Below are 13,873 nucleotides of genomic sequence, written 5' to 3'. Positions count from 1 at the left end.
AAATAATTTATAAAGATTTTATAAACATGTATCGCTTTACGTGAAGGTGATGTAACAAGTAAAGCACGGAAGCCCCTGAGGCGGACCACTGGGCAATTAATAAACGATTTGCCACATAACCAAATTTTCAGTAGAATAGATAGGAAATGCACGTATTGAAATGAGGGTACACAATGAGTAAAACTTCCATTTATGGATTAACGTTCGACCAGCTTACAGACTGGCTGATTGATCATGGACAAAGGAAATTCCGTGCACAGCAGGTATGGAATTGGCTATATAAAAAGCGTGTGACGCAATTTGACCAGATGAATAATGTCAATAAGGATTGTATTGCATTATTAGAGGAGAATTTTGTACTCCATACGCTTGAGGAGGAAATCAGACAAGAATCTTCTGACGGAACAAAAAAGTTCTTGTTTCGATTGCAGGATGGCAACCTGATTGAAACAGTTTTAATGCGTTTTAATTATGGATTGTCGGTTTGTGTTACGACGCAGGTTGGCTGTAATATCGGCTGTACGTTCTGTGCAAGTGGACTTTTGAAAAAGAGCCGGGACTTATCGAGTGGTGAAATCGTTGAGCAAATTATGAACGTGCAAAAGCATCTTGATGAATTAGGTAACGATGAGCGCGTTAGTCACATTGTTGTTATGGGAATAGGGGAGCCATTTGACAACTTTAACAATTTAATTGACTTTTTGCGTGTTGTCAATGACGATAAAGGTCTTTGTATCGGTGCCAGACACATCACTGTTTCAACTAGTGGCTTAGCACATAAAATATACGAATTTGCGGATACTGGTTTGCAAGTAAATTTAGCAATTTCGCTGCATGCACCAAACAATGAATTGCGTACAAGGATTATGAAAATTAACAAAGCATTCCCAATAGAAAAACTTATGAAGTCTGTTGATTACTATTTGGAAAAAGTTAATCGCCGAATTACGTACGAGTATATTATGCTCCGTGATGTAAATGACCATAGGGAAGAGGCGGAGCAGCTTGCTAAGTTGCTTCATAAGAAACGTCATTTGGCATATGTTAATTTGATTCCTTATAATTCTGTTGATGAGCATAATCAGTACCAAAGAAGTGAACCAGAAGCGATTCAGGCGTTTTTTGAAACATTGAAAGGCAATGGTATTAATTGTGGTGTTCGCTGGGAAAATGGCGCTGATATTGATGCAGCATGTGGACAGCTAAGAAGCAAGCAAATAAAGAAGAAGAAAATTGTAGGATAAAAACCGGAGACTTGGTGAAAAACGTATCTATTATTAATAGATACGTTTTCTGGTTGAAATTGCAATAAGGCATCATATTTTTTCTAAACTTGATTCCCAATGCACATTGCAGTTCCGAAACGATATTAGAAATGTATGTACTAAGAGGGGTACTGTTCAATACGACGGTACCCTCTTTTTGTGTATTGTTCTTTTGAAAGCCGTTCAGGAAATGATCAACTCTTTATTCGCTCTTAAATGATTTTTTCCCAGCTGTTTTGATTCAAGTAAAAGGTGGTCCGCATAGATATAAGCCTTTTCTATTGAAATTTTCTCACCCGTTTTATAATAATATAATCCGTATGATGCGCTATAATTAATTAAAACGGTTGTATTCTTGAACTCCGTGACTACCTGACTATCGTTATTGCCATTTCTGATCATTTCCAATAATGCAACGGTCTCGTTAAAGTTTCTTTTTCTCAGGAGGAGAGTAAATTCTTCACCGCCACTTCTAAATAACAGATCATCAACGCTTAAATAGCTTTTTAAAGTGTTAGCATAATGCTGGATGACCTTATCGCCTACTGCATGATTATATGTATCATTGATTGCTTTAAATTTATCTATATCTGCAACGACTACTCCAATATCCTCCCCAGATTGATCTAATTCGGACATTTTCTTATCCATATAGGCACGATTCGGAATACCTGTCAGAAAGTCGGTATAAGCCATTTGCTCGAAGTGATCGCGCTCAGCTTTGTTTTGGACACTTCGCGATTTTTCAAGAAATGAGCGGCTGACAATATAATTTAGCATGAATAAGACAATTAGAATTTCCCATTTTTCCTCTGCAAGAAATAGCAGTAACAGACCATTTGTTAGTGCAGCTTTGATAGTATCAAGGAAACTCCTGTCTTTAAGGAATTTAATGGCTTCTTTTACCGATCTAATTTCACCCCAAAGGCGGAATATGACAAGGAGAAATATATCTGAAAGCAGTGTAGTAGCTATAACCAGTACAAGCAAAAAGACCCAGAATCCAAATGGTGTACCCTGAAAATACGGCTGGTAATTGTAAAATAAATAATATGCAAGTGAATTACTCAGAACAAATGCGCCAATGTTATAAAATGTATGGATGAATTCATCGGGATCTGCCGTTTTTGTGTATTTCCTTGTAAAGTATATGATAAATGAATAAATTGTTTCATATAGTAATAACCCTAATGGGCCAGTAAATAATCCGATTGATAGACTGTAGGAAATACCATAATCAATACTCATGCTGCCATTTTTGCTCTGTATTCTTAAATGGTAATACAGAAGGGAGAATACAAGGTATAGTGAAATCGTTTTGAAAAAAGTATTACTGTCTGCTTTGATCCCTCCGGAGGTAACAGCAATAATAACTGCAGAAATAAATATAGCGATAATAAATATATTTGCTTTACGCACAGCAGATTACCCCTCCTCAATCACTTACTACCTATATTATACTATTTTCCAAAATATTGTATATGTATTTAGAAGATTTAAGTTTATAGTTCTTTCGTATTATAAAATTGACAATCTAGACAACCTGCCAGATATAATGGACAGCCACTTCGGTGTATTCAGTATTCTTTCTATTATTGCATTTTTCAATAAAAGATAGAATTGGGATACATTTTTACATGTTTACAAAAATGAATACATGTGTACAAAACAAAACCTGATGATTACAATTGTGTACGCATGTAAACAAACTCGTGTACATACTGATTTAACAACGAACACGATAATGTATACATGCAAACGAAAAAGAAAACACGATAAAAGTCGGATTGATTCTTTTCTATTATTCTACTAAAGTAAACATGTAAGTCATTTTCATACTGGAGGGAAATACTATCATGACAAAAACGAGAATTGCAGCAGTTGACGTAGGAAATGATGCAGTAAAAGCAAACTTTGGAAAGCTTGAGAACGAATTGTACATTCCGAATGTTGTTGCGCAGGATATGGAAGATCGTCCTGTTATCGGAATTGAGGACTTGGATGAAAAAGACCCGGTGAATAATTTACATATTCGATTGCATTCACCAGCATTAGAAGAAAACAATGTTGTCTATCGTGTAGGCAATCTTGCAACGAAAACGAATAACTCAACAGAACTTGATCCAGGAAGCAGTAAATCAGAGGAGGATCAGACTTTGGTGATGCTATTTGCTTCAATTGCACTTGATGCAGTCAGCAGTGGATCATTTAAGGAGAAGAATAATGTTATCGATGCAAATTATACACTAGGTACAGGTTTGCCATTAAGAGAGGTTAAAGAAGGGAAAGATGTTGGATACCGTTCCCAATTACTTGGATCAGTCCATCAAGTGGAGTTCTTAGTAACCCCGCGCTTCCAGGGGAAAAAGGTTAATATAAAATTTGATGAAGTGAAAATTTACCCAGAGGGCTTTGCGGCGTATGTTAATTTAATTATGGATAATGATTTAAAGGTTATTAATAAGGAGTTAATTGACAAACAAATTTTAATTCAGGATATTGGCGGTCTTTCAACGGATATTGCCGTTATTCGAAATCGTAATGTTGACGATGATAAGGCACAGGGATTTAATCTTGGTGTAGCGGAATCTTTAGAGGAAATACGTGAAGAAATCCGATCACGTCATGGAATAGAATTAGATAGCCGCCGTGATGTAGTTGATATAATTACCCGTAAAAATGACCGGCACCATATCATGGTAAAGGGCAGTCGCACGAACGTCCACGATATTACGGACCACATTCTTTTAGAGCTTGCTAAAAAGGAATACCGCTTTTTAAGAAACGTATGGGCAAAAAACTCACAGTCAGAAATTTGTTATTTTGTTGGCGGGGGCTCCGCTGTTTTAAAGGATTATTTAAAAGCACTGAACAATAAGCTGGATGGATTTAATATTGAGTTTTTTGAAGATGAAAATGAGAGTATTTGGATGATGGCAAATGCATATTATAAGCTGGTTACTGACTTTTTGGCGAAAGCTGGGAAAGAAAAAAAGGAAGAGGAAAAAGTAGAGCTGAAAGAAAAATAGGGTGATATAATGGGTGATACGAAAAAAAGTATAGAGCGGGGACAATCCATAACCTTTCGTGTTCCTTCTGATACACCTGATTATTTAATAAAGCAATTGCAGAAGCTTAAGGAAACAGAACGAAGGAATTTTTCAAGTCAAATTGCGAAGTTTGTTCTAAAAGGGGTTAATGAGTCCTTTGCAAAGGAACGTGAAACCATTACAATCCCCCTGCCGAAACAATTAACGAAGGAACAAAAGAGCTGGTTGAAGCATGAGCATTCAGAAGCGCTGATCGGGAGTATTTTATATCAGCTATTAAACGATCCGCTGCGGGCAACAACCTTGCTCGCTGCATTAAATAGCAATTCATCCAATATTGATGAGGCATTATATTTGCAGGAGAATGAAGATGTATCTGCCACTTCCGAAGATATGGCAGAGGAAAAGGCCGTGAAGCAGCGTATAGATGAACAAGTAGATGATCTTGGGCATTTATCAATGGACAGCCTGCAGGATATGCTGGATGAGGGATCTGAGGATGAAGACAGTGATGATGAAGAGGAAGATCCTTTAGGTGACTTTTTCTCGAGAATGAATCAGTAGTGACAGGGCGCTCAAAAGTTGGGCGCCTTTATTAGTGCTGTAAAAAAGGAATCGCTGATAATCCCTAAACCAACGAAAAACCCTCCCATATAAAATCGGGAGGGTTTCTTGATTAATTCGCTTCAACAATACGATGCGGATGTGTATAAACATTCATTTTATTGTCGCGAACAAAGCCAACTGTTGTAATGCCGAGATCGTTTGCTAATTTTAAAGCTAAATCTGTTGGGGCAGATTTGGAAATAAGTATCCCCGCACCGATCTTTGATATTTTCAATAAAACCTCTGAAGATATACGGCCGCTGAAAACAATTAGCTTATCATGCAAAGGGATTCTGTCCTGCAGAATATGGCCGTATATTTTATCCAACGCATTATGTCTGCCTATATCTGTTCGAATGCTGATCATTTCGGTTGGTGTGCACAGTGCTGCATTATGCACACCGCCAGTTCTTTGGAATTGTTCAGATTGCTCCTGCAGCTGTTTCATTAATTCAAAGCACTGGCCAACTGTTATGGACAAACGGCTTGCAATGGTTTTCGCTGTTTTAACATCGCTTTTGAAATAAAACTGGCGGCTTTTTCCACAGCAGGAACCAATGAATCGTTTTGAATGCTCGTACTGGATTTCATTAAATGGCCTGTCGATTTCAACGTATGCGAATCCAAGCTCCTTATCTACATGTAAAGAGTTGATTTCCTGCCAATTGCGAATGATCCCTTCAGATGCAAGAATCCCGATTAATAGCTCCTCAAGATCTGTTGGTGAACAAACAACTGTAGCAAATTCTTCACCATTTACCATAATGGTGAGTGGGAATTCGGCTGCGATTTCTTCTTCGGCATTCATACGCTCGCCGCCATCAAATCGGATTATCTCCCAACCAAACTGTGTCGAATTATTCATTATATTCACCTTCTAGCTCATCTCTGTTTCTAATTCTTCCACCCGTTTCTCGACATATTTCGTATCCTTATGTGCAAAATAGGTTTCGGCCTTTTCCACGATAACAGCAGTGTTATACTCCGGAATGCCTGCATGTTCCTCATATATCCCTTTTGGAATCAATGCATTCCCCTCGGGCCAGTGCACTTCTATGTTTCCAGATTTTAATGACACAAATTTCGCTCGACCATTAAAAGTTCCATGGTGGTTGAAAACAACAATTGCGTCCCCCTCGTTGATTTGATGCTTTTCACCGTCTTCCTTATTCATCAATACATCATACCGGTCTGCGTCATTAAACGGGTCCGTGTCACTATAAATCATCGAATTGAATTGCTTTCCTCTCCGTGTTGTTACATAAAAATGTCCCTCTGGTTTACGAAGTTCAGGCAATTCGACCGCAATTAAGTTGCCTTTTCCATCAGGAGTCGGACAAATGCCGTTCTCACATAACCAGGCACCGCCCCATTGAAAAACATCGCCACTGTTTTTGAGATGCTGAATTCCGTCATAGTTCGGTGCAGCTTTAGCAATTTCATCCCGAATTGCATAGGCATCACTGAAATTAACTAAATGTGCATCTTCCGGCCTTACCCGTTTAGCAAGGTCGACATATATTTCCCACTCCGACCGAGCTTCCTCAATCCGCGGTCCCTTAATTTCAGGTGAAAAATATACCATTCGTTCTGTAGAAGTAGATGTTCCGCCGCCTGGCTGTTCATATCTTGTCATTGCTGGTAATACAATCACAGCTTCTTTTGCATCAACAAAAGTAGATGTATTAAAAATAATATCCTGATGGACTCGAATATCCATGTTTTCCAGGCATTCTTTAACAAAATCCGGATTTGGCATTGTCTCCAGGAAGTTACCGCCAGACATATAATAGAGTTTCAGCTTTCGTTCATGATCTTCTGGCAGCAAAGCATTTTCAAGTGATACACCGACAATATCACCTTGCCAGTCCGGGATATTAAAGCCCCATACTTTTCCTACCCGTTCTCTGTTTAGTTCGTTCATTCCACCGCCAGGCAAAACAAACGGATCTGCACCCATTTCACCAGAACCTTGAACACCGGAATGTCCGCGTATTGGCATGACACCACAATTTTCACGTCCGATAAATCCACGAAGCATTGCAAGGTTAGCCACCTGTGAAATATTGTCTGTTCCAAAGCGATGCTGGGTCAGACCCATGGACCAAACAAAAACTGCGGAGTTAGATTTTGCAAGCAGTTCTGCAAGTTCAATCATTCGTTCTTTTGGAATACCCGATGAGTGAACAAGCTGATCCCATTCATAGGAAGCAGCCTTTTCTTTTAATTCATCGAATCCATTAACATGTTCGTTAACAAATTCATGATTAATGGCTGAGCCAGGAACCATTTCTTCCATCTCAAACCAATGCTTCATGATTCCGTGCATGAATGCAATGTCCCCGCCAATATTTACTTGATAAACATCATCCGCAATTTTAGTCCCAAACAGTGCAGACTCTGCAATAGATGGTATCCAGTAATTATCCATTGATGGCTCATAATAAGGATTGATAATAATAATTTTTGTTCCATTGCGTTTTGCCGCGTACATGTATTTAGTTGATACGGGCTGATTATTTGCTGCGACTGATCCCCAGAACACAAGGACATCGGTTCCCATCCAGTCTTTATAGTTACAGCTTGATGCCCCAATGCCAAGCGAGCGGCTTAGTGCCGTTTTGGATGGTGAGTGACAAATACGTGAGGCATTGTCGATATTGTTTGTACCAAGAAATCGTGCCACCTTGCCAGCAGTATAATAAGATTCATTTGTTATTCCGCGGGAGGTTAAGTAAAACGCAAATTGCTTCGGATCAAGCGCTTTCATTTTTTGGGCAACCATATCCAGTGCTTCGTCCCAAGTGAGTCGTCTGAATTTATTTTCTCCCGGCTTGCGAATAAGTGGATAAGGGATGCGCCCTAACTTTCGAAGCTCTGTACTGCTCATTTTTCGAAGGTCATTAATATCGGCATGTACCACATCTTCCTTCATTTGGGACATTGTATTTAAGCGAAGTACATTTAATCTTGTCGTGCAAAGATGAGGTCCCCGCAATGTTTGATCCTGCAGACCTTGTACACCAAGTGCGCACCCGTCACAGACGCCTTTTGTAAGAATCCTGGTTGCATATGGAAGATTGTCGCGGTTTTCCCAAACAACCTTCATAGTATCACGAATATGATGCGGTTTAATTTTGCCTAAACCAAAAGGAACTTTACTCACCCAGAGATCGGGGTTAGGCTTTTTTGAAATCTTAATTGGTCCAGTGTGTTTCGTTTTCCCCAATTTTTATCCCCCCTGTTAATAGTGTTCGACATGCATTGATTATATAAATGATAAAGAAGCCGTAACACAGTTTTTTGTATGAAAAAGCTGTTACGGCGGCTTGTATTTATGTTTATTTTATCAATTATTTATTTTCTTTGGTAGACTATTTCATCTATTCAGGTCATTTTTCTGATTATCGTAGTTCACTCGCAACACCAGCTAGTTTTTGCTGTGATGCTGCTTGCTTATTTCGCAGTTTATTGATATCCACTCTAATCCAAAGCGAAATCAGCAAGGAAATGATAAAGAGGATACCAAAGATAAACATGGTAACATTATAGCTATTTGTCGAGTCATAAATCAGTGATAATAGAATTGGTCCAACAACACCAGCCATGGCCCATGCTGTTAGAATGTAGCCGTGAATGGCACCAAGCTGTTTAGTTCCGAATAAATCACCGATATAGGCTGGAACGGAAGAAAAACCGCCTCCATAGCAAGTTAAAATTGCAAAAACTAAGATTTGGAACAGGATAGCATTTGCTGCGAAAGGTAACAGGAAGAATGCTGCAATTTGTATAATAAAGAATGCAGTATACACATTCGGCCGGCCAATGTAATCAGATAATGTTGCCCAGCCAAGCCTGCCTCCGCCGTTGAATAATCCCATAATTCCAACCATCGCTGCTGCAGCAATCGGTGTCATGCCGGCAATTTCCTGTGCCATTGGCGATGCTACTGAAATGACTGCGATTCCACAGGTTACATTAAGGAATAACATTGTCCACAGCATCCAGAAACGACGTGTTTTAATTGCTTCATTAGCGGTAAGCTGGGAGAGATCTGCTTTAACCCTGCTTGTACCTTTTTGCTCACTTTCCTTGAATCCTTTTGGAGCCCATCCCTCTGGAGGAGGAGACAAGTATTGAGCGGCTAGCGTCATAACAGTAAAATAAGCTGCACCAAGAATGAAAAATGTATTGGAAATTCCAACTGCCTCAATCAATGCCGCCGCAGCTGGTCCGCTAATTAGTGCAGCAAAGCCAAATCCCATAATAGCTAAACCAGTTGCAAGCCCCCGACGGTCAGGAAACCATTTAACAAGTGTTGAGACAGGTGAAATATATCCAATTCCTAAACCAATTCCACCAATTACCCCATAAAATACGTACAACAAGAATAAAGACTCCATTGCTGTAGCTAACCCTGATCCTGCGACACCAACGCTGAAAAAGAGTGCTGCTAGCATACTTGATTTTCTTGGGCCGTGTTTCTCAACAAACCTCCCCATAAACGCTGCAGCAAAACCTAGCATAAAGATGGCAATACTAAATGCTAGCGATACTTCTGTTGTCTCCCAGCCATATTGATCAACCATAGGGTTTGTAAACACGCTCCAAGCATAGGCAGATCCGATTGAGATGTGAACACCAACTGCAGATGCCGCAATCAACCAACGATTTTTTACCTTTTCCATCCTTTACCTCCTTGAAATATTGTTATAGAAATAACCCACTAGGGCTTGTTCTTTTCAAGAATATAAATGTGCTCGAAACAAAGGTGCAACAAGCATGTTATGTAAATTGTGAACTTTCTGTGAATAAATAGATCGTACCATGCCGGACAGAATGAATCAATAGTTATTTATAATTATTTACTATTATTAGATAAGGGAATGGCAAGGGGCAAAAGTGTTTTAGTTATAAAAAATCCGAACGATGAATTTGTATTCGTTCGGATATTCTACTCTTCAGCGGATATTTATGTTCTCCTGTCAATATGCATGCTCTCCAGCCAAATATCATCTCCCTAGGATCATTTTCGGGTTGAAGTCTCCGCACACGGGTTGAAGTTCTCATTTTCGGGTTGAAGATCTCGTACTCGGGTTGAAGTTTTCATTTTCGGGTTGAAGATCTCGTACTCGGGTTGAAGTTTTCATTTTCGGGTTGAAGATCTCGTACTCGGGTTGAAGTTTTCATTTTCGGGTTGAAGTTCTCGCACACGGGTTGAAGTTTTCATTTTCGGGTTGAAGTTCTCGCACTTCGGGTTGAAGTCTCCGCACACGGGTTGAAGTTCTCGCACTTCGGGTTGAAGTTCCCGCACACGGGTTGAAGTTCTCGCACTTCGGGTTGAAGTTCTCGCAAACGGGTTGAAGTTTTCATTTTCGGGTTGAAGTTCTCGCACACGGGTTGAAGTTTTCATTTTCGGGTTGAAGTTCCCGCACTCAGGTTGAAATTCCCGCTCCCGGAATGATGTTCTCACTACGGGCTGTAAGTAAAAAGGTATAATCTTTCGTCTTTCAAACCAGGAAAAACCCAGCACCTAGATATAACAATGTTGCTGCTCCAGCTCCAATGGCTGCTATTTTTAATTTATAACGTGCATAATCAACAAGCGGCATGTCTAATATAGATGCTGTTGTGATAGTTGTATCGCCAAGGGGGGACGTGAAAGCACCGAAGGCCCCACTTGCGAAGACAGCACCGACAGTCAATGGAATGGAGGCATCTGTGGCTGTTGCCAATGTGAACCCAAGAGGCATAAACAATCCCCACGTTCCCCACGATGATCCAATGAAATATGCCACAATTGCCCCTATTACAAATATAATGGCGGGAATTGTAAATGATGGCAAAAAGGAACCAAGAGTTGAACTGATAAAGTCAGAAAATCCAAGGTCCTCCGCTACTAATGATAATGACCATACGAGTACTAACAAAACAATTGCCTGCATTAATTGATTTCCACCTTCAAAGAAGTGGAAGAGCGTTTCATGTAAGGATTGCCTGCGTATCATGTAAAAAATAAACGTTAAAATAAGCGTAATGAAAATCGCAAGCAGCATGACAAACGTAGCATCAGCAATTGAAAATGCCTGAAATATGGAATCTGCCCCTTTTGCATTACCATCTTGCCACAGCAAAAATAGTGACAAGCCAAGCAGTAAAAATAAAGGAACAATCAAATTCCATGGCTGTGCCTTTACTAAAGATAATTCTTTTTTTATGCCCATACCGTGAAAGTCATGCTTTGTTTCACTGGCAGTTTCTGTTTTATTCGACTTTTCTTTATTCCCGGACGGCGACCAAAAAATACCCACAATCCCGATTATTAAAAGCACAATTGCAAAAAAATTGAAGGGGATACTGAGTAAGAAAACGTGATAGGCAGTCATATCCAATTGATGCTTTTGAATACCGCCTTCCACTAAAGAAATCATGAAGCCGACAAATGCTGTTGCTACAGGTAACAAAACAATAACTGATTCGGTTGATGCATCCATGGCAAATCCGATTTTTGATTTGGACAGTTTCATTTTTTCCATAATTGATTTAATAACAGGACCAATCATCATAATCCGAAACATCGGCATCATAAATGTGAAGGGAAGAGTTAGCCAGATTAAGCCGATTAAGCCGCGCTGGGATTTGATTTTTTCACCGATCCATTCGGAGAAACCTTTAATGCCGCCAGATATTTTCATCATGCCAACAAGTCCGCCGAACAAATACAGGAAGCCGATAATTTTAATATTTTCTTCATCTGATAATGTAGTAACAACGTAATTAACGGATTGCTGTGACCCGCCTAATATTTCCGATTCAACTAAAAATGCCCCAACAACAATTCCCAGTACAAGTCCAGGCAGAATCTTTTTCAGCCAAATGGATAGACCGATTACGATGAGAAAAGGTATTATAGATAACCACGCATATTCCAATGTTGCCCACTCCTTCTATTGTTACGGTGCCCAAATGGAAATGCTTCATGCGAGAAATATAAAAAAGGATGTAAAGCTTGATTTCCCTTTACACCCTTTCGTAACTCTATTCTATTTCTTTGTCCTGCATCGCTTCTAATGCTGAATGCTTTGCATCTTTATTCTTCCGTTTTCGCAGACGTTCTACTATTTCACGGCGATTAATATGAATGGTAGGTGGTTCATAGTCCTTTGATTCCTGTATATCTGAATTGGATGCTTTCATAAACGACCAAGCAAGTAAAAACATAATAAAAATAACTGGAAATCCAGCAACTATACTAGCGGTCTGCAATGTCTCCAAATCACCCACATACATTAGCACTAGCGGCAACAAACATAGTGAAAATGCCCAGAATAGACGATTCCAGCGCAGAGGTTCTGATTGTACTTCCTTTTGTACAACAGCTGCTAGAATATAGGAAGATGAATCAAATGTCGTTGCTAAAAATATAACGGCAAGAATGGTAAATAATGCAATCATGATATTCCCCATAGGAAGCTGATGCAGGATTTCAATAATTGCAGCTGGTGCACCGTATTCATTCATGAAGCCTATTACATCAAAGCTTCCTGATAGCTGCAGATAAAGTCCAAAGTTTCCCATAATACCAAAGAATAGCACGCAGCCTAATGTACCATATATTATAGTCCCTAAAATCATTTCACGGATCGTTCTTCCCCGGGATATACGTGCTACAAACAAGCCGACAAACGGTGCATATACGACCCACCATGCCCAATAGAAAATCGTCCATGATTCCGGAAAGCCGGTTTCAGTGAATTCAGCTAGGTTACCAAACGGTTCTAGCCATGTAGCCATGCGGAAAAAGTTGTCCATGATAATTCCAAGACTTGAGAATGTTGTTTCACTAATAAACAATGTGGGACCAAATAGGAAGATGAACCCAAGTACGAAGATGGCAAGCCATAAATTAATATCACTTAATACTTTAATTCCTCTTTTTAACCCCGAGTAGGCACTGACAGCAAATATTAAGGTGCAAATCAGCATAATAACTGTCTTCATTCCAAGGGTGATGGGGATTCCTGTCAATTCATTTACCCCTTCAGCGATCATAGGTGTTCCTAATGCAAGAGTAGTACCCGCGCCACCCATCAAACCAAACATAAATAGTACATCGATAATTACACCTAAGGGACCATCGACCCAACTCCCAAGAACAGGTCGGGCAGCCTCACTAATCTTAAGGACGGGTTTTTTTCGAACGTAGTAAAAATATGCAATTGGTAATGCTGGCAGCGTGTAAATGGCCCATGCGATAGGTCCCCAATGAAAGATACCATACGCTGATGCCCATTCAATTGCGTCTTTTGATTCCGGGGTGATACCAAATGGAGGACCTTGATAATAATAGGCCCACTCAATCATTCCCCAATAAAGGATGCTTGAGCCGATACCAGCGGCAAATAACATTGCTGCCCACGAAAATGTACCAAATTCTTTTTTGGCATCTTTATTACCCAGTTTAATCTGCCCATTTTTGCTAAAGGCTACAAATAAAAGAAATGCGAAAGCAGCCAGTCCAACCAATAAATAGAGAACACCGAAGTTTCCAGTCATAAATTCATTGGCAATATTAACTACCTCTGCACCTTGTTCTGGAAAAAGAATAAGTGGTATGGATACACCTAAAATAAGTATTAAAGCCCCTATAAAGGTTGGCCAATCAATTAGTTTAGCTCTCATAAAAAAACTCAATCCTTTCTAAGATCTCATTTCAATGCTGCCGGACGTCCTTTTGAATAATTACTAAAATAAATGGAGATAAGTTAACTAAGTACCTTAATTATGGTAAGGGCTGCTATTTTATTTGTAAACTTTATAAACTTTGTAAACTTTTTTATTTACAGAGTTTATATAATAAATGCTTTTGTTTCCTTTGAAATTCTTAAATATCCTATGTAATTTGAAATTTTATTGAAAGTGTTTTTTGTGATACAGTTCCACAAGGCGGAG

At 39.4% G+C, this 13,873-nt stretch carries 9 protein-coding genes; 3 read left to right on the top strand and 6 right to left on the bottom strand.

Annotation, left to right across the window (positions count from 1 at the left end):
* Positions 1–173: 173 nt before the first annotated feature.
* On the top strand, positions 174–1,244 hold the full coding sequence (gene rlmN, locus IEV74_RS07605; RefSeq protein WP_188454769.1) for a dual-specificity RNA methyltransferase RlmN: 1,071 nt from the start codon (positions 174–176) through the stop codon (positions 1,242–1,244).
* Positions 1,245–1,448: 204 nt separating this feature from the next.
* Here the strand turns inward: rlmN and IEV74_RS07600 are convergent, their stop codons facing one another.
* Entirely contained in the window at positions 1,449–2,684 is a 1,236-nt protein-coding gene (locus IEV74_RS07600) for a diguanylate cyclase (RefSeq protein ID WP_188454768.1), read from the bottom strand.
* Between the two features lie 437 nt (positions 2,685–3,121).
* On the opposite strand from IEV74_RS07600, the gene IEV74_RS07595 reads away from it, so the two are divergent.
* Together IEV74_RS07595 and IEV74_RS07590 are read left to right on the top strand one after the other, a co-directional pair.
* Complete coding sequence (locus IEV74_RS07595) at positions 3,122–4,294, top strand: ParM/StbA family protein (protein ID WP_188454767.1); 1,173 nt, start codon at positions 3,122–3,124, stop codon at positions 4,292–4,294.
* 9 nt (positions 4,295–4,303) lie between these two features.
* Positions 4,304–4,879, top strand: a complete 576-nt coding sequence (locus IEV74_RS07590) for a hypothetical protein (RefSeq protein WP_188454766.1) — start codon at positions 4,304–4,306, stop codon at positions 4,877–4,879.
* 112 nt (positions 4,880–4,991) lie between these two features.
* Here IEV74_RS07590 and fdhD read toward each other — a convergent pair whose 3' ends face one another.
* The 5 genes from fdhD to IEV74_RS07565 form a co-directional block, all read right to left on the bottom strand.
* A complete protein-coding gene (gene fdhD, locus IEV74_RS07585; RefSeq protein ID WP_188454765.1) occupies positions 4,992–5,786 on the bottom strand; it encodes a formate dehydrogenase accessory sulfurtransferase FdhD in 795 nt (264 codons plus the stop codon).
* Between the two features lie 12 nt (positions 5,787–5,798).
* The gene (locus tag IEV74_RS07580) at positions 5,799–8,150 is read right to left on the bottom strand and encodes an FdhF/YdeP family oxidoreductase (RefSeq protein WP_188454764.1); all 2,352 of its coding nucleotides are present in this window, start codon (positions 8,148–8,150) and stop codon (positions 5,799–5,801) included.
* A 175-nt stretch (positions 8,151–8,325) separates the two neighbouring features.
* On the bottom strand, positions 8,326–9,609 hold the full coding sequence (locus IEV74_RS07575) for an L-lactate MFS transporter (RefSeq protein WP_188454763.1): 1,284 nt from the start codon (positions 9,607–9,609) through the stop codon (positions 8,326–8,328).
* An 822-nt stretch (positions 9,610–10,431) separates the two neighbouring features.
* Positions 10,432–11,853 carry a Na+/H+ antiporter NhaC family protein gene (locus IEV74_RS07570; RefSeq protein WP_188454762.1) on the bottom strand — a complete coding sequence of 474 codons (1,422 nt, stop codon included), beginning with the start codon at positions 11,851–11,853 and terminating at the stop codon, positions 10,432–10,434.
* Positions 11,854–11,959: 106 nt separating this feature from the next.
* Positions 11,960–13,603, bottom strand: a complete 1,644-nt coding sequence (locus tag IEV74_RS07565; protein ID WP_188454761.1) for a BCCT family transporter — start codon at positions 13,601–13,603, stop codon at positions 11,960–11,962.
* Between the last annotated feature and the right edge of the window lie 270 nt (positions 13,604–13,873).

The sequence above is a fragment of the Virgibacillus oceani genome, from assembly GCF_014638995.1.
Classification (GTDB): domain Bacteria; phylum Bacillota; class Bacilli; order Bacillales; family Amphibacillaceae; genus Virgibacillus_E; species Virgibacillus_E oceani.
This window is presented reverse-complemented; position numbering and strand designations above follow the sequence as displayed.